The organism is Nostoc sp. 'Peltigera membranacea cyanobiont' 232 (genome assembly GCF_002245985.1).
Lineage (GTDB): Bacteria > Cyanobacteriota > Cyanobacteriia > Cyanobacteriales > Nostocaceae > Nostoc.
In genome coordinates this window covers 25,459-49,621 of record NZ_NOLK01000055.1, presented here as the reverse complement: position 1 = coordinate 49,621, position 24,163 = coordinate 25,459, and the positions used below count along the sequence as shown (strand labels likewise).

Annotated in this window: 22 protein-coding genes and 1 pseudogene; 21 read left to right on the top strand and 2 right to left on the bottom strand. The window is 41.3% G+C overall.

The features are described 5' to 3' along the window. Positions 1 to 111, bottom strand: a 111-nt coding sequence (locus CDG79_RS19255) for a ParA family protein (RefSeq protein WP_143855521.1), incomplete at its 3' end; no start/stop codon positions are given. 920 nt (positions 112 to 1,031) lie between these two features. On the opposite strand from CDG79_RS19255, the gene CDG79_RS19250 reads away from it, so the two are divergent. The 12 genes from CDG79_RS19250 to CDG79_RS19195 all read left to right on the top strand — a co-directional run bounded on the left by CDG79_RS19250 (position 1,032) and on the right by CDG79_RS19195 (position 15,190). After that, positions 1,032 to 1,457: a hypothetical protein gene (locus tag CDG79_RS19250; protein ID WP_094343554.1), complete on the top strand. Its 426-nt coding sequence runs from the start codon at positions 1,032 to 1,034 to the stop codon at positions 1,455 to 1,457. Between the two features lie 257 nt (positions 1,458 to 1,714). Beyond that, on the top strand, positions 1,715 to 2,254 hold the full coding sequence (locus CDG79_RS19245; RefSeq protein ID WP_094343553.1) for a general stress protein: 540 nt from the start codon (positions 1,715 to 1,717) through the stop codon (positions 2,252 to 2,254). Between the two features lie 144 nt (positions 2,255 to 2,398). Continuing rightward, entirely contained in the window at positions 2,399 to 2,752 is a 354-nt protein-coding gene (locus tag CDG79_RS19240; protein ID WP_094343552.1) for a DUF5335 family protein, read from the top strand. Positions 2,753 to 2,818: 66 nt separating this feature from the next. Next, positions 2,819 to 3,556, top strand: a complete 738-nt coding sequence (locus CDG79_RS19235; RefSeq protein WP_094343551.1) for an SDR family oxidoreductase — start codon at positions 2,819 to 2,821, stop codon at positions 3,554 to 3,556. 61 nt (positions 3,557 to 3,617) lie between these two features. Beyond that, complete coding sequence (locus CDG79_RS19230) at positions 3,618 to 5,189, top strand: oleate hydratase (protein WP_094343550.1); 1,572 nt, start codon at positions 3,618 to 3,620, stop codon at positions 5,187 to 5,189. Between the two features lie 148 nt (positions 5,190 to 5,337). Next, a complete protein-coding gene (locus CDG79_RS19225; RefSeq protein WP_094343549.1) occupies positions 5,338 to 6,033 on the top strand; it encodes a DUF305 domain-containing protein in 696 nt (231 codons plus the stop codon). Positions 6,034 to 6,112: 79 nt separating this feature from the next. Beyond that, positions 6,113 to 6,277, top strand: coding sequence for a cation transporter (locus tag CDG79_RS19220; RefSeq protein WP_094343548.1), 165 nt, complete (start codon positions 6,113 to 6,115; stop codon positions 6,275 to 6,277). 111 nt (positions 6,278 to 6,388) lie between these two features. Next, a complete protein-coding gene (locus tag CDG79_RS19215) occupies positions 6,389 to 7,927 on the top strand; it encodes a phytoene desaturase family protein (RefSeq protein ID WP_094343547.1) in 1,539 nt (512 codons plus the stop codon). Positions 7,928 to 8,190: 263 nt separating this feature from the next. Beyond that, a complete protein-coding gene (locus tag CDG79_RS19210; protein WP_094343546.1) occupies positions 8,191 to 9,465 on the top strand; it encodes an FAD-dependent oxidoreductase in 1,275 nt (424 codons plus the stop codon). A gap of 39 nt (positions 9,466 to 9,504) precedes the next feature. Beyond that, positions 9,505 to 10,059, top strand: a complete 555-nt coding sequence (locus CDG79_RS19205) for an HdeD family acid-resistance protein (RefSeq protein ID WP_094343545.1) — start codon at positions 9,505 to 9,507, stop codon at positions 10,057 to 10,059. Between the two features lie 479 nt (positions 10,060 to 10,538). Continuing rightward, complete coding sequence (locus CDG79_RS19200; RefSeq protein ID WP_094343544.1) at positions 10,539 to 11,651, top strand: ferrochelatase; 1,113 nt, start codon at positions 10,539 to 10,541, stop codon at positions 11,649 to 11,651. Between the two features lie 71 nt (positions 11,652 to 11,722). Continuing rightward, positions 11,723 to 15,190 carry a GAF domain-containing protein gene (locus CDG79_RS19195; RefSeq protein WP_094343543.1) on the top strand — a complete coding sequence of 1,156 codons (3,468 nt, stop codon included), beginning with the start codon at positions 11,723 to 11,725 and terminating at the stop codon, positions 15,188 to 15,190. A 190-nt stretch (positions 15,191 to 15,380) separates the two neighbouring features. On the opposite strand, the gene CDG79_RS19190 is transcribed toward CDG79_RS19195, so the two are convergent. Then, a complete protein-coding gene (locus CDG79_RS19190) occupies positions 15,381 to 15,812 on the bottom strand; it encodes a hypothetical protein (RefSeq protein WP_189525051.1) in 432 nt (143 codons plus the stop codon). A 277-nt stretch (positions 15,813 to 16,089) separates the two neighbouring features. On the opposite strand from CDG79_RS19190, the gene CDG79_RS19185 reads away from it, so the two are divergent. The 9 genes and pseudogenes from CDG79_RS19185 (at position 16,090) to mgtA (ending at position 23,991) form a co-directional block, all read left to right on the top strand. After that, complete coding sequence (locus CDG79_RS19185; RefSeq protein ID WP_094343542.1) at positions 16,090 to 16,377, top strand: hypothetical protein; 288 nt, start codon at positions 16,090 to 16,092, stop codon at positions 16,375 to 16,377. Between the two features lie 579 nt (positions 16,378 to 16,956). Continuing rightward, a complete protein-coding gene (locus CDG79_RS19175) occupies positions 16,957 to 17,703 on the top strand; it encodes a DUF6920 family protein (RefSeq protein WP_094343540.1) in 747 nt (248 codons plus the stop codon). 47 nt (positions 17,704 to 17,750) lie between these two features. Further along, positions 17,751 to 18,482 (top strand): ZIP family metal transporter, encoded by a 732-nt coding sequence (locus CDG79_RS19170; RefSeq protein WP_094343539.1) that lies wholly within the window; start codon positions 17,751 to 17,753, stop codon positions 18,480 to 18,482. Between the two features lie 28 nt (positions 18,483 to 18,510). Beyond that, a complete protein-coding gene (locus tag CDG79_RS19165) occupies positions 18,511 to 18,834 on the top strand; it encodes a hypothetical protein (RefSeq protein WP_223278209.1) in 324 nt (107 codons plus the stop codon). Between the two features lie 452 nt (positions 18,835 to 19,286). After that, the gene (locus CDG79_RS19155) at positions 19,287 to 20,231 is read left to right on the top strand and encodes a DnaJ C-terminal domain-containing protein (protein ID WP_094343538.1); all 945 of its coding nucleotides are present in this window, start codon (positions 19,287 to 19,289) and stop codon (positions 20,229 to 20,231) included. Continuing rightward, positions 20,228 to 20,539, top strand: coding sequence for a chaperone modulator CbpM (locus CDG79_RS19150; RefSeq protein WP_094343537.1), 312 nt, complete (start codon positions 20,228 to 20,230; stop codon positions 20,537 to 20,539). The genes CDG79_RS19155 and CDG79_RS19150 overlap by 4 nt, the downstream gene beginning before the upstream one ends. Beyond that, a pseudogene (locus CDG79_RS19145) lies at positions 20,536 to 20,703 on the top strand (potassium channel protein); the annotation flags it as partial. The gene CDG79_RS19150 and the pseudogene CDG79_RS19145, both read left to right, overlap by 4 nt. Positions 20,704 to 20,951: 248 nt before the next feature. Continuing rightward, on the top strand, positions 20,952 to 21,314 hold the full coding sequence (locus CDG79_RS19140; RefSeq protein WP_223278208.1) for a hypothetical protein: 363 nt from the start codon (positions 20,952 to 20,954) through the stop codon (positions 21,312 to 21,314). An 82-nt stretch (positions 21,315 to 21,396) separates the two neighbouring features. Then, positions 21,397 to 23,991, top strand: a complete 2,595-nt coding sequence (mgtA, locus tag CDG79_RS19135; protein WP_223278207.1) for a magnesium-translocating P-type ATPase — start codon at positions 21,397 to 21,399, stop codon at positions 23,989 to 23,991. Positions 23,992 to 24,163 lie beyond the last annotated feature (172 nt).

The window sequence follows — 24,163 nt, the reverse complement described above, 5'->3', positions numbered from 1 at the left end:
ATCAAAGTCAACTACAAGGCAGGAGGAACTTTCTGCCAGCAATCCACTTAGTGCGATAGTAGAGGTTGTCTTGGCTACTCCTCCCTTTTGATTAGTAACTGCGATAATCATATTTTCTTAGTACTATGCGATTTTTGATGAAAAAACATATATATATTAGTTACAGAATGAACTGATTCTATGACAATTTAAGTAGACCGCAAAGATTTTCACAAGTTTTACACCAAAGTAATGAAAAACTAATGCTCCAAATTGCTTGTTACCTAAAAAGCTAACTATACTTTCGTTCTGGCGATGAGGAGCGATTTAGTGAAATAAATTGGCGGTTAAAATACACTCATTTCCCAAAGTTCAGGAAAGAAAGTTCTGATGAAGTCTACCGAACGATAAGCCTAACGGCATGGCTTCGCTTACCGCCCAAGCCACCTAAACAACAGCCAAAACCCAACGACCCAAGTCCAGAGCTTAACCTTGTAGCTTATAAACCAGTAGATAAACAGCAGCCAATCTCTCAGCCTGACATTACTCCCAGTGATGAGTCACCGTCAGTTGAGCAGCCAGTTCCAGCAGAGGTGATACCTCTCATGTCAAAGATGAACGCCGCTGAAAAACCGCAACATTTAGAGAAAAGTAAAGCCAAACGCACCTCTACTGAACTGTATTGGATTTTAATTACTATTCCTCAAGGAATATACTTACACTTGCTTGTGAAAAAATCAGTTTAAATACGTTCTATTCGTAGTTTAAGATGGTGGCAGGAATACTGCAATATTATTGTGTGAACCTAGTACTGAAAGTCTTGCTAAAAGCAGCAGAAAAGAATTAGTTCTAATAGAAAATAGGTGTCACCAAGGGTTTAAATACTGTATAAATTGTATGAATTATACTAAAACGTTCCAAAGGTAGAGGTTATGTTGGTCAAAATTTGTAAACATTAAATGTGCGGCAAAACAAACTAAAGCTGAGATTCAATCTTAGCTTGACAATAATCTAGCCAGATTTCAGAAATTCAACATACTAAGGCAATTATCATGAGTACTGCAATTGATAACTTCACCAAAAATCTTCATGACAATTTAGAAGCGGTTGAAGATCGGGTAAAATCGCTGAGAGAAAGTATTCAATCTGCGCCGAAAAAAACTCAAATTGAGATTGAATCTCAAATTGATGAAGCGAAGACAAAGCTAGACGCTAAGAAAAAAGAATTCGATGATTATCGGGCAAAGCTCAAAACTCAATTCGAGGAAAAAGAATCTGAAGTGAAGTCCCATGTCGAGGAATGGAAAACGGGTCGCAAAGCAAAGAAACTCGAACATCGGGCAGATAAAGCTGAAAACCATGCAGCTACGGCAACCTTCCTAGCGATCGCAACCATTGAAGAGGCAGAAAAAGCCACCTTAGAAGCGATCGCCGCCAGACTAGATGCCGAAGCCGCAACAGTAACTACAAAGAAGTAAGACACGATAAAAATAATTCGTAATGACGCTCTCTACGAGACGCTAAAAGCGTAGCTTGCAACTCTTACAGAGTACGCGGACTCGCTTTGCGCGTCGCTAACGTAATTCCTAATTCCTAATTCCTAATTAAAGACTGTTTCAGACCCTAAAAAAAAACTCTTATTGCTTGTATAAGCATTAGGGATAAACCCTTTTTAATTATGAATTATGAATTAATAATTATGAATTAGGTTGACATAGATAAAGGAGACAAATTCATGACATATACACATACGGTTGTTGCTAATTTCCCCTCCCATGCAGAAGCAGAAAGGGTTGTATTGGAGCTGCAAAAATCAGGCTTCGATATGCAAAAGCTCTCGATTATTGGTAAAGACTACCAAACCACTGAACATGTGCGGGGATTTCTCACCTGGAAAGATACTGCCATTGCTGGAGCCGCAGGAGGTGGTTATTGGGGTAGCTTTGTCGGAGGTTTATTTGGCATTTTAGCTGGGGCTGGAGTGTTGTTTATTCCCGGAGTCGCTCCAATCATCATTGCTGGCCCCATTGCAGGAGTATTGGCCGGTTGGTTGGAAGGAACCCTTGTTGGTGCTGCTGGTGCTGCTGCTGTCGGAGGACTGGCAGGTGCTTTAGGAGGGTTAGGAATCCCCAAGCACGAAATAGTGAAGTACGAAACTCAAATTCAAGCAGGCGAGTTCATAATCCTTGTGACAGGGAGCAACGAAGATGTCAGTCAGGCGAGGCAGATGCTAGACAAAATTAGTCATGGAATGAGTATGTCGATCCCTGTCTAAGGCTTTGAATTATTAACCTGCCAACATTAAACATAGAAGTGAAAAAGAACGTAGAGACGTAACAGTGCTATGTCTCTAGAAGGGTTCTGGATAACGCATATTTAATTTTTGGTTTAATTTCTGAAGATATCTAAAGGAGTCATCATGGTAAGTAAAATTGACATTAACAAATCTGTGCCGCGTGAGCGATGGGGTGAATTTTTTGATCTGTTTTCAAGTGGTAATCGTGGACGGCATATTTCAATCGAAATCATAGATTCAGAACTCGGTGATGCAGAACTGATTCAGGATGCACCTTTAATGGCAATGGTTTACGATCGCCCCGGCAAGGGAGATGATTTGGTGATTGAAGTGGGTAGAGATGAAGTGACTTATGCTCACACCGTCGATTCACCAACTGAAGTTTTAACGGGACAGAACTCAAACGGTGTGATGATAGCGGTTCGGATTAGTGACGCGGCTGGAAGAAAAACCTTGATTCAGCTACAAGCTAGTTGATATGGTTGCATAATGCTGAGTTTAGATAAAACAGCATCCAATATTTCATAACCTGCATTAATCAATATGTCTCTTATTCAAAACAAAGTAGTAATTATCACCGGAGCCAGCAGTGGTTTAGGTGAGGCGACTGCGAAGCGACTTGCTGCTAGTGGAGCAAAACTGATGCTAGCCGCCCGCCGTGAAGATCGGCTCAAAGATTTGGTTGCAGAGATCGCTAAATTAGGAGGAACTGCAACCTATCGAGTGACGGATGTGGTAGATCGCTCACAGGTGGAAGCCTTGGCGAAGGAAACTTTGAGTACATACAGCCGGATCGACGTGCTAATTAATAATGCTGGCTTGATGCCGCTCTCTCCTCTCGATCAAGTAAAGGTGGAGGAATGGGATCGGATGATCGATGTCAACATTAAGGGCGTTCTCTATGGAATTGCTGCCGTGTTGCCGATTATGCGTCAGCAAAAGTCTGGTCACATCATTAACCTATCGTCAGTGGCCGGACATAAGGTGTTTCCTGGGTCAGCAGTCTACTGTGCTACTAAGTACGCAGTGCGAGCGATCTCTGAAGGGCTGCGACTAGAGTCAAACGGTGAAATCCGTTCGACTAATATCTCACCAGGAGCCGTTGCCACTGAACTGACTACCACGATTAGCGATAAAGACACAGCAGCAGGAATTAATCAACTTTATGCGATCGCTATTGATGCAGATGCGATCGCCCGGGCGATCGCCTACGCCATTGAGCAACCCGATGATGTTGATGTGAACGAAATGATTATCCGTCCAACACGTCAGGAACTTTAGATTTAGGTTCACAAAAGACGTAAGACACGATTAAACCAAGCTTTGCAGGGACTTAGTTGATATGGGTAAAGTATCTAATGCCTATTTGTTAGGTGGTGGTATCGGCTCTTTGGCCGCCGCCGCCTTCATGATTCGAGACGGCAGACTTCCTGGCGGAAATATTTTTATCCTAGAAGCAAAGCCCCTGCTGGGCGGAAGTATGGATGGAGCCGGGAACCCTACAGATGGCTATTCCCTGCGCGGGGGAAGGATGTTAACGACGGACAATTACGAATGCACTTGGGATCTTTTCAAGTCGATTCCCTCCCTGAGTTCGCCCGGTAAAACGGTATTTGACGAAACGATGGAGTTCAATGAGCAGCACAAGTCAAATTCAATGGCGCGTCTGGTTGACAGCCGACGGGCGAAAGTCCCTGTGAGTTCGATGGGCTTTTCCATGCAAAATCGTCAAGAGTTACTGAGGCTTACCCAAGCTGGTGAAACTGAGTTAGGTGCTAGTTGTATCACAGATTGGCTTTCCCCTGAATTCTTTGAGACTGAATTTTGGTATATGTGGGTGACTACGTTCGCCTTCCAGCCGTGGCATAGTGCTGTTGAATTCAAGCGTTACTTGCATCGCTTCATGCTGGAATTCTCTCGGATTGAAACCCTCGCAGGGGTTAAACGCACCATCTACAATCAGTATGATTCGTTGATTCTTCCCTTACAAAATTGGCTTGCTGCCCAAAATGTCCATTTCCTCGTTGATTGCAAGGTGACGGATCTCGATCGCACCACAGCAGAGGGTAAGTTAGTAGTGACAGGCATTCATTATCAGCAGAGTGGTGAAAGCAAAACCATCGCGGTTAAAGATAGCGACTTGGTTTTTCTACAAAATGGCTCGATGACCGATGCCTCAAGTCTAGGGTCGATGACAAGTGCGCCCAAGAAGCTGACTAAACAGGACTGCACTAGTTGGACTTTGTGGGAAAAGCTGGCAACAGAAAGTCCAGATTTTGGTAATCCGGCTGCTTTTAACAGCAGCATTGCCCAGTCTCTCTGGGAGTCTTTTACGGTGACACTGAAAAACCCTGCATTCTTCGACAAAATCGCTAAATTTAGCGGTAATGAAGCGGGGACTGGCGGGCTGATAACGTTTAAAGACTCAAACTGGTTGATGTCTATTGTCCTCGCCTATCAACCCCATTTTATAAATCAGCCTGCTGATGTACAAGTCTTCTGGGGATATGCTCTTTTTGGCGATCGCGTGGGTAACTTCGTGCCTAAGCCAATGAGTGAGTGCAACGGTGAAGAAATTCTGCGAGAACTCTGCGGTCATTTACGATTCGATTTGGACATCGTAGAATCGGCAAACTGTATTCCTTGCAGAATGCCGTACATCACAAGTATGTTTATGCCTCGTTTACGTAGCGATCGACCGTTGCCGATCCCTCGTAGCTCAAAGAACCTCGCTTTCATCAGCCAGTTTGTGGAAATTGCTGATGATGTCGTCTTCACAGTTGAGTATTCAGTGCGAGCTGCTCAGATGGCAGTATACGAATTCCTCAGTATCGATCGCCAGATCCCACCTATCTCGCGTCATGACAAGTCACTGCAAGTCGAGTTTAAGGCTTTAGTCAAAGCCTTTAGGTAAGTTTTGCCTAAACAGCATAACCCTAAAAAAAAGCTATGCATACAGAAATGAAATTAAGATGAAATTTTTTAAAACTTGAAACAGGTCAAAAATCATGCGAGTAGTCGAACCATAATACGTATGCAAAATAAATAATACAGGTAGATATATGAATAGTAAAACACTGATTTATAGTTTCATCGGGCTTGTTACTAGTAGTACCATTGTTGGCTTATTAGTTACAAATAGTACACAAGCTAAAACTCCAGATTCAGAACATAATTATCATCACCCATTTGGTCAAACTACCGCCGATCAACAAGGAATGATGGGTCAAGTCGATCAGCATTTCATCACAATGATGATTCCCCACCACGAACAAGCAGTGCAGATGGCAGATTTAGCCTTAAGCCGTGCGAAGCGTCCTGAAATCAAACAACTCGCTCAAGCCATTAAAAAAGACCAAGTGCGTGAAATTCAACAAATGCGAACTTGGTACAAAGCATGGTACGGCAAAGAAGTTCCTACTATGGCGATGAATCGTCTGCAAATGATGAGAATGCATCAGAGTACGACCGGTCAAGGTAGCAACCAAGGGATGATGCAAATGTCTATGAACGCCGACATGAAAGGCATGGAAGTAGATTTGGAAGCCTTGAAAAATGCCACCGATTTTGACAAGGAATTTATTCGCCAGATGATTCCCCATCACCAAATGGCAGTAAAGATGGGGCAGATGGTTTCTAGCAAAACTACCAAACCAGAAATTCGCAAATTAGCTCAGTCCATCATTAAAACCCAAACTGCCGAAATAAATCAGATGCAGCAATGGGATCAAGCTTGGTATAAGTCTACTCAGAGATAAAGCTAGATGTAAGTAATGGGTTCCTCATAGGAATTGTTGCAGTTGCAAATACATTGAAGGGGATTGAAGCCCGAAGCTTATGAAACAGTTGCGCGTAAACACCATCACTAACGCGATTAAAACAGTCGATGCTAGTGCTACCGTACATAGCGATCCAACAACCAAGACTGTTGTAGTGGAAACTGAATCTCCTGAATCAGCAATTAAGACAGCGATCGCCCAGGTTGGCTATCCTGCTAGTTAATCCAGCGTAATTGGCTCTGAAGAAGTCAGAACCAATTACTGAATGTCCAATTCTCAGGTATAAACGCTATAGCTATCCTGTAAAGATTTTTATTGTTCGAGGAACTTTCTTATGAAACCGGATTACCTGATTGTCGGTAGTGGTTTATCAGCATTAGTATTTGGCGCTTTAATGGCAAAGTCTGGCAAGACTGTGCAAATTCTCGAAGCCCATGAGCATCCTGGAGGCTTTGGGCATACGTTTACAATGGCTAAAAAGTATACGTTTAACGCTCAATTTCATTATGTCTGGGACTGCGGTGAAGGGCAAACCGTCAATCGGGTACTCAAAAAACTAGAGTTAGAGCGAGAAGTAACTTTTGAACGTTATGACTCGGACGGCTTTGATCGCATGCGAATGCCAGAGCATAAGTTGGATATTCCCTCGGAACCAGAAGAACTAATCCAGCGATTGTCTAATTTGTTTCCTGCTCATGGCGATCTGATTTGCCAATTCGTCAACGAAGTAGAAAAGACTGGTGCAGGTTTGAAAAGACTCTCTCCACCGATCAAGCCAATTGAACTGCTAAAACATCCAAATGAGGTATTCTCTACTGTCCAGTATCTCAATAGCACACTTCAGGATGTCTTTGACAAGTTCCAGCTACCCCAAGATGCTCAAACCCTATTAGCCCTGCAATGGCCTGATTTTTTGCTGCCGCCAAATCAACTCTCTTTCTATGCTTGGGTTATATTGTTCCGAGGCTATCAAGCAGGCGCATTTTACCCAACCCAGCATTTTGAACATGTGATTAATTCGTTGGTTAATGTTATCGAATCATACGGGGGACAGGTGCTTCTCAACCATGAAGTTACGAATTTTAGAGTCACAGACAGAACAGTTACGGGAGTTCAGGCGATGGATCTCACCACCCATCAAACCCATGAATTTACAGGCGACACCGTAATTTGCAATATTGACCCCAAAAAAGCCGCCAAGATGATCGGGGAATCGCAGTTTTCTAAAAGTCTACGTCGAAAACTCAACTATGAATATTCGCCATCTAACTACATGGCTTATTGCGTCGTCAAAGATATCGACCTCCGAGAATATGGATTTGGTAAGTGGAATCTCTTTCATACAGGGCATCACGATTTAAATGAAGCCTTCACGCAGATGTACGATCGCAATGACTTTTCTAATCCTAGTTTTGCCATCACAACGCCCACTTTATTAACTAAAGGAAGCCGGGATTGCCCAGAAGACTGCCAGATTGTGGAATTTCTCACAGTTGCCAATTACAAATACTTCCAGGAATTACGGGAGAGCGATCGCAAAGCTTACAACCAGAAAAAGCAAGAAATCTTAGACTCCATCCTTGATGTTGTAGAAAAAAACTATGTACCGAACTTTAGAAAACACATGGTCTTCCATATCACAGGTAGCCCTACTACCAATGAGCGTTTTTGCTGGTGTCCCAATGGTAATTCTTACGGCTCCAGTCTCACACCGCGCAACATGGGTATGGGGCGACTGAATCACGAAACCTCACTCAACCATTTCTATTTCTGCAATGCCTCATCTGGCTATCCAGGCTTTGCTCCCACATTTTGGACAGGTGCATTGCTGTATCAACGGTTATCGGGCGACCAAATAATTACTAATTCGTAATTCGTAATTAAAGAGGGTTCAAGCCCCCACTGATTGTAACTACGAATTACGAAAGCGTTGCGGTAGCGATAGCGCAGCGTTAGCGAGGAACGAGCGTCATTATCAATTACGAATTATGTTGACCAACTCTGAGGGTTTAAGTTTCATAGCAACTAACAAGCAGAAAGTTTTGCAACGGGGATTTAGAATCCGCTACAAAACTTAATTACGAATTACGAATTACGAATTACGAATTACGAATTATTTTAATTGAGAGGTAAATCATGAGAATTGCGATCGTTGGGGGGGGAGCCAGTGGCATGGTGACAGCTTACCTGCTCGATAAACAAGGGCATCATGTCACTGTGTTTGAACGGCAATCTACTTTAGGTGGACATATTCGGACACTGAACAAGAATGTTCAGCCGAACCAATCTGATTGTAATGAAATTTTGGAAAATGGAGTGCTGGAATTTCCGACTGTGTTTCATAACTTCATCGCCCTCATGGAAGAGTTAGGGGTGGAATTAGAACCTGTGAATATGGGTTCAGCGATGTTTTTCAAAGATGGCAGCCACTTTTTATCGGGAGTCGCAATCCAGAAGAACTTCACAGGTATTCGCCGCCTGCTCGAATATTTACGCCTCGATACCCTCTATGCTCGTTCTGCTGGATTATGGCTAAGAATACAATTTGCTCACCTGCAAGATTTCTATAATCAGCCTTTGTCGCAATACTTGAAACGTGCCTGTACTCGCAATACTTGGCTAAAATTGCTAGTTATGTATAGCTATTCAATGCCGTTGGAATTGATTGATGATTTTCCGGCAGAATTGGCAATGCCTGTCTTACGCAACGATGTTGCAGTCAATTGGGTCAGGATTAAAGGCGGTGTGTATTCTTACATTGAAAAAATTCTGGCGCGATTTCAGGGTGAGGTTTTGCTGAATGCAGATATTGACCGGATTTCCAGAAGCTCGGATGCTGTGAAAATTGTGCGAAGGACGGGTGAAATTCAGGAGTTTGATAAAGTCGTGTTTGCTACACCACCCGACCAAGTAATGGCGCTGTTAGCAGATCCAACGGATGCCGAAATCAAACGGTTTTCTGCCTGGAAAGCCAATTATGCGACTACCTTACTGCATACAGATAGTTCCATATACACCCGCTATGACATTAAACAACCCTCAGAATTTGATTTTTTTCAGGCAAAAAGCCGATGGGGTTATAACAGTTGCCTAAATCAGATTTGTGACATCTCATCGCCACCAAATTATTTTCTCTCGTTCCAACTAGAGGAGTTGATTGCTAGCGATCGCATTATTCACATTCAAAAACATCACACCCCATTATATACCACTGAATCTTTTCAATACCGAGATGAAGTAGTTGCCACTAATGGCGAGAACAACACCTACCATGCAGGAGCCTACCTTGGTGATGGCTTGCATGAAGGAGCGATCGCTTCTGCCTTTCGAGTCGCTCAACTGGTTGGGTTAAGCCAAAGCTCGATTGATATCACAAATCGTAAATCATTACCACAATTTGTACAACATTGAGCCATCAAATTTTTTATATAAATTTAAAAGGAGATCAGCATGAGAGTTATTGAGCCTGAAATTGATGAGCAAGTTGTTAGTTCTGGATGGACAACTGCGATCGCTATTCTCACGATCGTGTTGGGCATCATTGCGATCGCATTTCCTTTCTTTGCCAGCGTTGCTTCAACCTTACTATTTGGCTGGATATTCATCTTTGCTGGAATTGCTCAAATTGTTTATGCCTTTCAATCAAGAGGTGCAGGTAAAGTTATCGGGAAGCTGATTCTAGGTCTTTTGTATCTCCTGGCTGGAATTCTCGTGGTGGCAAATCCGTTTCAAGGGGTGCTTGCCCTGACGTTAGTGCTGGGTATTACTATTTTTGTGCAAGGCGTGATTCAAGTGGCGATCGCATTTCAAATGCGCCGGATTTCATCTAACTGGGGATTAATGCTTGTAAGCGGAATCATCGGCATTATTTTCGGTATTTTCATTTGGTCTAACTTTCCATTTAACGCAGTTTGGCTGATTGGCACTTTCATTGGCATCAATCTTTTGTTCGATGGAGTTTGGATGCTAACTCTGCATTCAGGACAGCGCCGCGCTTTACAGTAGAAAAGCAGATGCTAGGCAAAATTATTCTGTCGATAGCTGTCTAAGAGGTTGTTTAAAAAGTCTAATTTATTACTTGCCTCAGCGATTGGAAATCGCGGCTACACAGGCAAAACCTGCCTCCGCAGGTTACAAACCCTTGATTTTGTATTAGTCCACGGAGGTAGACTTTGTTTGTGTAGTAGCGATTTCCAATCGCCAATACTTTTCAAACTTAATCTAAAAGTCATTTATCCCTTCCTAAATCCCGGATTTCTCACCACACCTCTCAAAGCCCGTGCTTGTGCAGGGGAGCAGGGGAGAGTTCAAATACCAAGTTCTTTCCCCTCTGCCCCTCTGCCCCTCTGCTCTATCAAACGCCTAAAGCTTGTGAGAAATGCGGGTAAATGCTCTCGGCTTGCTCATATCAATTTTTACGGGAATTTCTATGTGGCTTCATTTACAACGTACTTCTAAAAAACAACTTACTTAGGCTTAAAAAAATGATTATTAATCATCAATTTCAAGCGACGCAACCCGTCGAAAACCAAAATAGTCAACGCGTTGCAGTTTTACTTGCAGGGTATGGTGAAGTGCAATCTTATCGCGCTCTGAGTGTTTACAACCAAGCTGCAACGAAGTACATTGCATCTCAATTTGTGCCGATTCCAGAATGGCTATATCCTCTTGCTGGTTGGTTTCTCGCACTTCAAGATTTGTACAATTTTGGAGTCAAGCACGATCATTTCATGTCACTCGAAAATGAGATTTTTGAAAAACAACGTCTTGGTATTGAAGAACAGTTACAACACCAATGGGGAAATAGGGTGCAAGTGTTCAAAGGATTTTATTTCTGTCAACCCTTTGTGCAAGAAGTTGTAGCAGATATCATTGAGCAAGGGTTTCAAAATTTGCTGATTTATCCAATGCTTGTGGTCGATTCTGCATTCACGGGCAAAATAGCTGTCGAGCAAGTTAATGAAGTTATTGCTGCAACTGCATCTGTAAATGAGCCTGAACATTCAACCTTCAAAACAATTCGATATATTCCAGCCTTTGCAACTGAACCTGCCTACATTGATTTGATGGCGCGTAGAATTAAGGAAACTCTGAATCAGCTATTTGTTGGTCGCTTTTTTCAGTCTCAAATTGGTATTGTATTAACGGTTCACGGTGGCCCAGAAAAAGCGCAAGGATTGTTAACTGGGGTAATTGATGGACAAGCCCTTTATGATGGTGTCCAAGCAAAGTTGCAACATCAATATCCCCTAGTCTCCATCGGTTGGGTAAATCATGACACACCTTTCATCAATTGGTCACAACCCAATTTGAAACAAGCGGCGAAAAGTTTGATTACAGCAGGGGCCCAAACAATTCTGTTTAAACCCCTCGGCTGGGTTACAGATAATTATGAAACCATTCTTGATGTCGAAGATGCGATTCAATCTTTGCAGCGTCAATATCCAACGGTGACTTACACACGGCTCGATTGTGTCAATGACGATCCTGATTTTCTGAAAATAGCAGCAGGATGGGCAAATCCTCACATTGAAGCAATGCTGTCAATGCCGCAACACCACGAGCATATTAAAAGTAGAAGACTTGATTTTGACTGAATTTTATAAATACACAGAAGAAGTAATTTTTGAAGGTTTAAAGTTACTAAATTTATCCCAAGGAGTACATCATGGATAAAATCAGAGTTTTGTTTCTCAATCAGTCTAGTGGCGAGGATACATTTGCCCAAGTTATTGAAAACATTTTATCAAATCTGAAATCGCTGGATACCCTAACATTATCAGAAACAGTTTCAATAAAAGAGGCAAAAGAAAAACTAGTAGATAATGATGTCTTGATAATGTGGCTTGACCGCGACAATTCTGATGCTTGGCATCAGTTAGATGATTTTATGGAAGAATCGGAAAAATTATATTATCTAGGATTTATTGTTATTTTTGGCTTTCAAAGAGAAAACTTACTGGAGAACGCTACCGAAGCGATGTTGCGGACAATATATCCATTTGTGTGTCCTATTGACTTTGATGTACTTCACGCATCTATTAAAGCAATAGATTCAAAAATGAAATATAAAAAATCTCTGGTAAATTTTAAGAAGGATTTACTTGAAGCAGACAGTTTAAATTCTATAGTAAACAAGGCTCTTGAACAGTTAAAACATCATCCATTGGTTGGATATCAAGAGGCAAGTATATCATTAGTTGATAGAAAAAATAAACCTAATAAAAGATATTTCTTAAAAATTGACCCATCAAGTCTTCATGGAGATCGGAGTCTTCAGAAAAATATTCAAGACGACAAACTGATCGCGAAAGTAGATCAAGACACAGTAGTTATTCTTGAATCTATATATGCAGACGAATCAAGACAACAATTTATTGATTGGGGTTGGGGTTGGGAATACGACAAACCTTCAACACAACATATCAAATCTTGGATTGGATTGGCTGCAAAATATCAAGGGGATACAGTAGCAATTATTACTCTCCATCATCAAATAGCAGGTCAATATAAAAAATCTAATCAGAAACTTGTAAGTTTTCTCAGGGAGTTTGGTGAAATTTTTGCAAATGCTGTTGAGGATTTCTTCATAAAAAGAAATCAGAGTGTAGTTAAAGAAATTATCAATAAAATTGCAGATGATTTAAATAGTAAAGAACTGGTAAAAAACATACTCCTAAAATTGCAAGATACGCTTAAATGTAATACCTGTAATTATTTTTCAATTGTATATGATTCTGATAGTAAAGAAAGATATCTTTCAGAATTAACTTCAACCAAAGATGATTCAGAAAAAAGTAACCATACATTTAAAAAAGGTGTTGGTATTGTAGGGGCTGTACTAAAGGATGGCAAGAGTAGAATTGTCCCCCATGCATCTGAAGACGGGGAGTTTGTCTCAACCATCAATTATCCAGGCTACAATCTTTCTATGTTAGCAGTACCTGTAATACCAGTATTTTCTAAGGACTCAAATAACCCTAATCTTATAATTGGTATTATTTGTTGCCATAAGAAAGAGCCAGATTATTTTACTGTGTATGATCGATATCTTGTTGAAGAAATTGCGATTAGCATAGCCACTGTTATTCAACGCACAATGACCTTAGAGTTATCGAATGAGATTAGTTCAGAAATGGCTAAACTTGTGGGATATCAAGATAAAATTGGAGAACTACTCAATAATATTTGTAACTATATATTAAAAATAACAAGTGCTGGATCAGCTAGCATTCATCTTCTCACTTATTTAGAAGATGAAAAAAAATATAGATTCCTAGAAACCCATTATGATGTTGAGCATGATGAAGCATCTCCTCGTTTAAATGGCAATGGCACTACTGATTTGGTAATAGAAAAGGGCGAAACTGTAGAGTTTTCAAAAAAACTGGGAAATTTTAATCGGATTGCACCAGAACAAAGACACAAAGGTGTTAAATATAAAATTGTTGTCCCTCTGATCATCGCTGAAGATAAGCATAAACCCATCGGGGCATTATATTTGACTAAATGCGATTCAGAAGAACCATTATCTAAGGTTGAAAAATTCGCATTAGAACTGTTTGCAAGTCAAGCAGCTAGTATTATCAATGATTCAAATATTTTAAAGGAAAATAAGTTCAGGGCTGATGCCCATGAACGTTTTGTTGATGCGAGTACATCAATAGCTGGCAAAGACGATATAGACTTGCTATTAAAAGATATTGCAGAATATTCTTGCTCTCTTGTAGCTGCGGATTTTAGTTATCTAGTTACTTGTGATGCTACAAATAAACTTGAAGCTAAAGCTGCATTTCCTGAAGATATATTAAATCATTTAAAAGATAAATTAAAGAATAATATTTCTAAAGAGAATAAGATTGGAATTATAGGTCTTGCTGTACAAAAACAGGAATCTATCATTATTAATGACATTAATGAAGAGAAGGAAAAAAAATCAGAAAATTGGCGGTCATATATTGAATTTAAAAAATCAACTCGTTCGCAGTTGTCCGTACCTATTTTAAGAAAAGATAAGACGGTAATTGGTGTAATTAATCTTGAGGACGATAAACCCTATTTTTTCACTAAGTTACATCAGCAGATTATCGAACATTTTGCAAGACAGGTGGCAATTGCATTTCACAAGAGAGAATATATTGATCGCATAACGAATAATAACTACTTATTGACTGGGTTACATCAATCTTTGTCTAATATTATGTCGGAATCTTCTAAAAGCATTCTGTATCAAGTGGTTTCAATGACTCGTGAAACTTTAGGAGCTAAAGAAGTTTTTGTGATTATATGTAAAAATGGAAAGTATGATAATACAACTAATAAAATTATTCCAGAAAGATGTGGTATTGGGAAGGAATTTTTGGAAGAATTTTCTTTAGATGTTTATAATAATAATGATGTCGATCCGAGAATGAAGTTTTACTCAGAGAGGGATAGGAATCTCGATCAAGATAAAAATGATTCTAACCAGAAAGAGTTTGAAAAACTAGGTTTGGATGGATTATGCCTTCCTTTGTCCTCTGGGCTTAATAATAAAATAGGGATCATGTGGATATTTTTCTCGAAGTACATTGATAAAAAACAGTTAGAAGAAGATAAAGATGTATACAGACTTTATCTAAATCAGATTGCATTAGCCTACAAAAATTGCACCCAGTTTGAAGAATTAAAAAAGAAAGCCAGTGAGGATTTATCTAAAAAAATTGATGTTGATATTAATGAGGCACGAAAAGAAGCAAATAACTTTTCTTGCTTGACACTAGCTAGTTCAGTTATTGGTCTTGTATTAATTTTTGGGGGTTTGATTTGGTCATTAACACATAACAACACAAATCCTAAAAATCCTATAGATACAGGAAAACTTACTGCTATTTCCGGTGTATTAGTACAAGCAGTTACTGTGTTAGCTTTTAATCGTGGGAAAGAAGCGAATGATCGAGTGGATAAATATCACAAAGAGGTTTACACTGTTGGTCAATTAAATATTCTACTCTCAGCTACAGAACAGCTTGATCCACAAATTATACAAGAAGAAAAGCAAAAGATTATTCAGACTACTACTACTCATTGGCTTGAATCAATCAATGAGATAAAGAATACTGATAAGACTAATGAAGTCAAAAAAATTGATAAGTAAGTGGTCGAAATGAAAAGTGAAATGAGCGGTTTGAGTTTGAGGGGGAGTTTTTCTAAGCCACGATAGATGATGCAATTTATCGGTAGACGGCGATCGCACACATTTTATTTGCAATAGCAGAGATGGCACTGTTTGTGGCGATCGCTCGGCTAGAAAAGAGCCGGACGATCGCACCGATCAACTAATTTCCTTACTTTACCAACGCCTTTGTGCCCCCACCATTTGTCGTTGCATTCTCTGTATTCGGTGTCATCACTGCTGCGATCGTCGTTGTTGGCGCAGTATTCCCTACGGATCGCTTACTACTCTTGCGTGGTTTACCCCCTGCCTGCATATACTGCAAACTGTTTTTACCATAGCGCGTCGCCACACTCATCAACATTTTTTCCGAGTAGCTTCTCAAATCCTGCTCTAGCAATTCAATCTGCCCTACCGCTTCATCAACTGTGGAAAACATTGTGTTGTAGCTCGATAGCTTCGTTTGCAAGGTTTCAATCCGCTTTTGATACTCCGCTAAATTCAAGCTATCGCCAAACTCAAGCGTTTCGCTAATCGATCTCATCCCCGATATCCGTAGCGTTGCCTTATCCAATACTGTAGAACTGCGTTTCAGTCGCGCCATGAATGCCTCTCTTGCAAAAAATTATATGAAAATTACTACAGACTTGTGGTTCCACTTTAGCTATTTGCCATTCTTTTTCCCCTGAGTAAAAACCACCAAAATTAAAGTGAAGTTTAAGGTAAAATCTGATATTTATTCCCTAATTTCACTTGAAATCTTTAAAATTATTTGTATAAAAAATTTTATGAGAAGAATTCAGAACTCAGGTGGTCACTGAGCGTAGTCAAAGTGAGTCAGAATTTAATATGAATTCTATAAAACTGGTTGATGTAGAACGTTGGCGAGTCCACAAGCGTCTGAATATCGTGTTGAAGTACTTAAATATCGTGTTGAAGTACCCAAATATTGTGTTGAAGTACTTAAATATCGTGTTGAAGTACTTAAATATCGTGTTGAAGTACTCAAATATCGTGTTGAAGTACCCAAATATCGTGTTGAAGTACCCAAATATCGTGTTGAAGTACCCAAATATCGTGTTGAAGTACCCAAATATCGTGTTGAAGTACCCAAATATCGTGTTGAAGTACCCAAATATCGTGTTGAAGTACTTGCGTTGCTTTTATGAAAAGTGAAACTAAATTGATGCTGATTAAAATTAAGGCAGCGCGTTGCGGTTCATTCCTCATATAGTTTGGCGCATCTTCATACAGAATTGGTATCAGCTATCCAAAGATTTTGACTTGCTCAAAGTGCATACGTTTCACTCGTACATCGACCGTTACGTTTTATATCGTATTCAATCAATTCATTCAGGAAATAGAACAACCATCCGTCACACTAAAACCAATATGGAAAATGAAACCAAATTGACGCTGATTAAAATTATTCACACGTTGATATGGGTATTTTTCAACTTTGTGATTTTCTATATGCTTTATGCCGCAATCGCAAATAAACTCGATTCCTGGCTCTGGATTGGTTATGGATTTGTATTTATAGAAAGTATAACCCTACTAACGTTTAAATTACACTGCCCATTAAATCTGCTTGCCCGAAAATATTCAAATTCCCAAAAGGACAATTTTGATATTTATCTTCCAAGTTGGTTAGCCAAATATACTAAATCGATCTATACATCTATTTTTGCAATCATTTTTATCATCACAATCTATCAAATTCTGAATTAAAAATACTGGCGGCAATAATGACTAAACAGATTTCTCTCAATACGCTATGGAATTCTGCGACATCTAACGATCGTGTATTTCATTCAGACGAATACGCTCACCTGCCAAAAGCAACAAGACGATATCTCGAACACGCGATCGCTCCTGGAACCAAAATCGCATCTGCGGTACGATTGCAGATGCACGGCAAAATCAAATTGAAAAATTGGATTCCATTCAAAGCAGAGCAAGTTATTTGCTGGGAGCATGGACTGATTTGGAGTGCTACGGCATGGATGAATGGTTTGCCAATTGTGGGATCGGATCGAATTATAGACGGTATAGGTGCAATGCAATGGAAACTTTTAGGAATTTTCCCGGTGATGATAGCTTCGGGTTCCGATATTACGCGGTCTGCTGTTGGTCGTCTTCAGTCTGAGTCAATCTGTTTGCCATCTGCGTTGTGTGGTGATGATGTGTCATGGACAACAAAAGATTCATCACATTTACATTCCAGTTTTGTAGTGCAAGGTGAGAGAGCCGAACTAGATTTCACCATCGATCAAACGGGTCGGCTCAAGACTTTCAAGCTACCGCGCTGGAATAACCTTGATGGCTCTGAGTTTCATTATATGGACTTCGGTGGAATTATGGAGGAAGAACGCACATTCTCTGGCTACACTATTCCGACTCGTCTACGAATTGGATGGTACTTTGGCACTGAGCGGTTTGAGTCAGAGGGCGAGTTTTTCCGAGCCACAATCGATGATGCAATCTATCGCTAGAAAGATCAAACATCAAAAAGTCTGTTACGACTAGCGGAGCCTGATCTATGCAGGAATTTCTATTTGCTCTAACACTATCAGCTTTGCCTGTTGTCAGCAACTTCATGGGAGCAATGATTGCTGAAGCTTTACCGTCATCAAAACAAACATTAGGACTTGCACTGCACGCTGCTGCTGGGGTGTTGTTGGCGATCGCATCTACCGAACTGATACCGAGAGTTGCGATCGCTAAACCTGTTTGGGCAGCTATTTTAGCATTGTTTTTAGGTGGAGCTTTTTTTGTCTGGATTAATCAGCTTCTAAAGTTAAGCAAAAATCGACTGCGTGGCGTTGATCGTAATAGTGTTGGTTGGGTGATTTTTTTGAGCATTGCCATTGACTTATTTGGCGATGGCTTAATGATTGGCACTAGTCTAACGATCGCACCTCATCTAGGCGTAGTGCTGGCATCGGGGAGAGTTGTGGCTCACATTCCCGAAGGATTTGTCACCAATGCAGAGTTTAAGAGTCAAAATATGCCGCGAACACAGCGATTTTGGTTACTTGCGGCGTTTCTTATCCCTGTTTGGCTGGGCGCGACGCTGGGCTATTGGGGGTTGCGCGGACAAACCGATCTACCCAAGTTAATTGTACTTGCATTTACAACAGGTACTTTAATGGTGGCGATCGTTGAAGAAATTCTTCCTGAAGCCCATCAAACTCAAGATACAAACTTATCAACGTTGACGTTTATCGGGAGTTTTGCACTTTCAATGTTGTTCTCATCTTATCTTGAATAGCTAAGTAACTCTGTATAGAATCCACCTGATGAAAAAAGCATCTTTCTTAACACAACCCTTGTTTTTATTAGGAATATCTTTATTTATTTATATAATGGCACTTAGCTTGCCAGCACTAACTTTTGAGATAGTTGAACACAAAACAATACACACAGGTTCAATTTATATCATGAAGGGGGTTGAAGCTACAATTGGGGGAGTACTTGGATTGTTATTTCTTCAAGCGTCGGCTATTGGCTGGTTGGCTAATCCACTTTATTGGTATTCCTGTAAATTTTTTGTCCAGAAGAAATACAAGTTCTCAATATACGAATCATATTTGATTTTTGAACAGATACGTAGGGTGCGTTAGCGACAGCGTAACGCGCCAAATCCTTGACAATGGTGCGTTACGAACTTCGTTCTAACACACCCTACAATACCTAATTTTGTTCAAAAATCAAATAGTAGTCCTATAGCTTCTGCTTTTAGTTCAATTATTGTAGGTTTTACAGGCACAATTTCAACATATTGGTTTGCGTTACCTAATGGTAGTAGTCCTGATAGTCAGCTTCTATTAATCAAGTTACTTCCTGGTTTCTGGTTATGGCTTGCGGCTCCTGCCTTTGTGATGATTATTGCTAGTGGCTTTGCTTATTAAAAACACAGTCATCGCCTTGAAAGAAAAAGTGTGAAGCTTCCCTAGACTTCGTGAGAGCAATTGTTAGCATGATTGAATTGGAACTTATCTCTAACTGAAAATACACCCACCGCAAAAAACCTGCAATTCTCCTAAATTGCCGCTACGCGAACAAGAGGTAACTGATGCCAACTACAACAGATTTTAAAGACTACTATGCCATTTTGGGAGTAAGCAAAACTGCAACCCCCGAAGAAATCAAACGGGTTTACCGCAAGCTTGCCCGCAAATATCATCCTGACCTCAATCCTGGAGACAATGACGCAGAAACAAAGTTCAAAGAACTGAACGAAGCGAATGAAGTCCTCTCCGATCCAGAGAAGCGGCAGAAGTACGATCGCTTTGGTCAGCACTGGAATCACCCTGGTTACACTGAAGCACCGCCACCTAGTTCTACTAATGTTGGTACGACCGACTTCGATCGGTACGGCGATTTTGATTCGTTTATCAACGATCTGCTGGGTCGATCGAGACGTAAAACCTCCACTGGTGGCTTTGATGATTTTAATGGGGGATTTCGTTCTCAAGCTCCTGCACCGGATACTGAAGCTGCGATCGCCCTCACATTTTCTGAAGCATTTCACGGTGTTCAAAAGCGCCTGCAACTCGATGACGAAACCATTAACGTCCGCATTCCCGCAGGTGCAAAACCAGGCAGTCGAATTCGGCTCAAGGGAAAAGGTCGTCCTAGTCCGTTCTCTCAACAGCGTGGCGATTTATATCTAACTATTGAGGTGTTAACCCATCCCTTCTATCGATTTGAGGGCGATAACCTCGTTTGCGACATTCCAATTCGCCCCGATGAAGCGGTTTTAGGGGCAGAAATCAGCGTGCCTACCCCCGATGGTAGCGTGACAATGAAAGTTCCCAAAGGCGTGCGATCGGGGCAATCGCTGAGACTGCGCGGCAAAGGCTGGACATTGCCAAAAGGGGGACGAGGTGATTTATTTGCCAAACTTCAGATTGTCACGCCGCAAAACCTGAGTGCGATCGAGCAAGAATATTACGAAAAAATCCAGGCAAATACAAGTTTTAACCCACGTACCCAGTTAGAGGAGATTAAATTATGACTTTCAGCCTTTCAAAAACCGTGGTTTCACTCGAAGGTGAACAACTTTACAGCTTTGCTTATGCTGCGTTAATCACTAAGACTTCGATTACGCTGGTGAAGTTTTACGTTGAGTTAGGCGTAATCGAACCCATCGGTGATTTGCTGCATTCCCGCGAAATTGCGCGAATTGCTCAGATTCAACGCTTGCGTCGAGATTTGGGGCTGAACTTAGTCGGAGCGGCAATGGTGTTAGATATGACGAGTGAAATTGCTCAATTACGGGCACAGCTAAAGGTGTATCAGTCTCATTCATCAAACTCATTATGAGCTATCTGAACCAACGGTCAAAGCCTGCGTTAGATCATGAGCGCAGCGAAGTGCTGCAACAATTGGAAGATTGGCTAGAAACGCCAATGCTGGTGCTGGGCTTTGCTTGGTTGGGACTGTTTATCGTTGAGCTAGTTTGGGGATTAAATCCTCTACTAGAAGCGAGTCTCTTTCAGAGAGGCTTCTCGTAATTCGTAATTCGTAATTCGTAATTCGTAATTAAGTTTTGTATCGTATTCAATCAATTCATTCAGGAAATAAAACAACCGTCTATCACAGTAATATCATAAGCCAAAGTTGTTAATTTGACTCTGGTAAGCAGTTCTAAAATTCCATGTGGAACTAGTCAACAAAGGAGATATCAATGAAAACAAAAGTAGGGCTGTGGATTGACCATAGAAAAGCTATTGTCGTGACTGTTACGGAGAAAGGGGAAAATATAAAAGAGATAATATCGGAAGTAGAAAAACAGCCTCGGCGTTCTGGTGATTCACCTCTTAAAGGTGCTTACGAATCACATCAAGTACCCGCAGATGATAGCCTCCAGAGAATTTTTACAGGACAACTTAATATTTACTATGATGCAGTCATTGCATATATTCGTGATGCAGAGTCTATTCTGATATTTGGGCCGGGCGAGGCAAAGGATGAACTAAAAAAACGTCTTGAAGAAAATAACCTCGGTAGACGTGTTGTAGGCATTGAAACAGTTGACAAAATGACGGATCATCAAATCACGGCGAAGATTCGACAGCATTATGTCGAGTTGCGTTAGGGACTGACAAGAAATAAATTATCCAAAGAAACGAACCACAGAGACACAGAGAACACAGAGAGAGGAGAAATAGAGAGGGTTTTTGGGTCAGTTTTTAGGACATTTTTTTATTTGGAAGTCCCTTAGACAGCAAAAAGATTTACCGCAAACCAAACCGATGAATCCCCAACTCTCGATGTTTTGGAGCTTATCCACGGATCGGGTGCTTCAGCAGATGCACTCTACAACCGCAGGGTTAAGCCGTCAAGATGCCAAACAACGCCTGAGTGAGTTCGGCGCAAACAGCCTCAAACAAAAACACAAATCGAGCGCATGGATGCTGTTGCTTAATCAATTCAAGAGTCCGATTATCTTGATTCTGATTTTTGCGGCGGTGCTATCGATTTTTCTGAAAGATGCGGCAGATGCCATAATCATTTTGACGATCGTCTTCATCAGTGGGCTATTAGGATTTTGGCAAGAGCGAGGAGCCTCAAACGCCGTCGAAAAATTATTGGCATTGGTGCAAGTTAAAGCAACTGTTTTGAGAGATGGTCAATCTCAAGAAATCCCCAATGAGGAAGTGGTCAGGGGTGATATTGTGTTGCTGAGTGCAGGTAAAAATATTCCGGGCGACTGTCTAGTTTTAGAGTCGAAAGATTTATCGGTGAATGAAGCAGCACTGACAGGGGAAACCTATCCGGTTGACAAGCTAAGTGGCGTATTGTCGGCTGAAACTGGACTGAGCAAACGCACCAATTCCCTGTATCTGGGAACTAATGTGATTAGTGGAACAGCGATCGCAGTAGTCGTTCATACTGGAAAAGAAACTGAATTCGGCAAAGTATCGGAACGCCTGAAACTCAGACCGAGCGAAACCGAATTTGAAAGGGGATTGAGCAAATTTGGCTACTTTCTGATGGAAGTAACGCTAATTTTAGTAGTTCTAATTTTTGTCGCTAACGTCTACCTCCATCGCCCAGTACTGGAATCCTTTCTGTTTTCTCTGGCGCTGGCGGTGGGTTTGACTCCTCAATTGTTACCTGCGATCGTCAGCGTTAACCTGGCTCGTGGTGCCAAGAAAATGGCGAAAAAACAGGTGATCGTGAAGCGCTTACCTGCGATCGAAAACTTTGGCAGCATGAATGTGTTTTGCACCGATAAGACGGGTACGCTGACAGAAGGAGAGGTGAAAATTCACTCTGCGGTTGATGTGGAAGGGAAAGAAAGCGATCGCGTTCTACTTTACGCTTATTTGAATGCTGCATCTGAGTCGGGTTATATTAATCCCATCGATGCAGCGATTCGTGAATACAAAACATTCGATATTTCTGCCTATCAAAAGCTAGATGAAGTGCCTTATGACTTTAACCGCAAACGTCTAAGCATCCTGTTTAAGAAAGAGAGTACGCATCTAATTATCACTAAAGGCGCACTAAAAAATATTCTGGATGTTTGCTCAACCGTTGAAACGGCTGACGGAAAAGCGATCGCTATTGCAGATCGGCGACAAAAACTCCACCAACAGGCTGAAGACTTGGGCAGTAAAGGATTTAGAGCCTTGGGTGTGGCTTATCGTGATTTTAATCAAGATTCTTTCAGCAAAGACGATGAAACGAACATGACATTTCTCGGCTACCTCGCTCTCTTCGATCCGCCCAAAACTGGCATCGCTGACACCCTTAAAGAGTTGCAACTGCTAGGAATCACCCCAAAGATGATTACTGGAGACAGCAAGGCGGTTGCGATGAGTATCATTCAGCAGGTAGGATTGCCTGAACCAAAGGTGTTGACAGGCTCCGAACTAGAAAAGCTCAGTGATGAAGCCTTGATGCATCGAGTACAAGATACAAATGTCTTTGCCGAGGTAGAACCAAACCAAAAAGAGCGCATCATTATAGCCCTCAAAAAAGCGGGGAATGTAGTTGGATATCTGGGAGACGGCATTAACGATGCCTCTGCGCTTCATGCTGCCGATGTTGGCATTTCAGTCGAGAGCGCAGTCGATGTCGCTAAGGAAGCTGCTGATATTGTGTTGATGGCAAAGGATTTGAATGTCCTCATCGAAGGCGTAAAGGAAGGACGGGTGACATTTGCCAACACTTTAAAGTATGTATTTATGGCAACTAGCGCCAATTTTGGCAATATGTTTAGTATGGCGGGAATTTCTCTGTTTCTGCCCTTTTTACCACTGCTACCTAGTCAGATTTTGCTGACGAACCTCCTAACCGATTTCCCGGAATTGACGATCGCCACAGATCGGGTAGACAAGGAATTAGTCAATAAACCTCGCCGGATGGATATCAAGTTTATCCGCAACTTCATGATTGTGTTTGGTTTGTTGAGTTCAGTATTTGATTACCTCACCTTTGGAGCGCTACTGTTGCTGCTGCACGCTCAACCACAACAGTTTAGAACAGGCTGGTTTTTGGAATCTGTCATCTCTGCATCGCTGGTTGTGCTGGTCGTTCGTACCCGCCAATCCATTTTCAACAGTAAGCCGGGAAAATACTTGTTGGCGGCAACACTGGCGACTATCGGGGTGACAATAGTCATTCCCTGGACACCGTTAGCAACCCTGCTCGGATTTCAACCGTTGCCATTGAGTTTTGTGCTGGTTCTGGGAGCGATCGTGTTGTTCTACGTCACTGCCGCTGAGAATGTAAAACGAGTGTTTTACAGCCACGTAAAATTTTAGTCTCTCAGTTGATGGAAAAGCATACCATAGCACAGGTTGGTGGAAATAAGCCGCCCATTTGAAATGTCTAAGAGGATGTTTGAAAAGTATTAGGCGAATAGAATTTGCTACTATACAAATAAAGTCGACCTCCGTGGACTAAGAGAAAATCAAGGGTTTTCAACCCACGGAG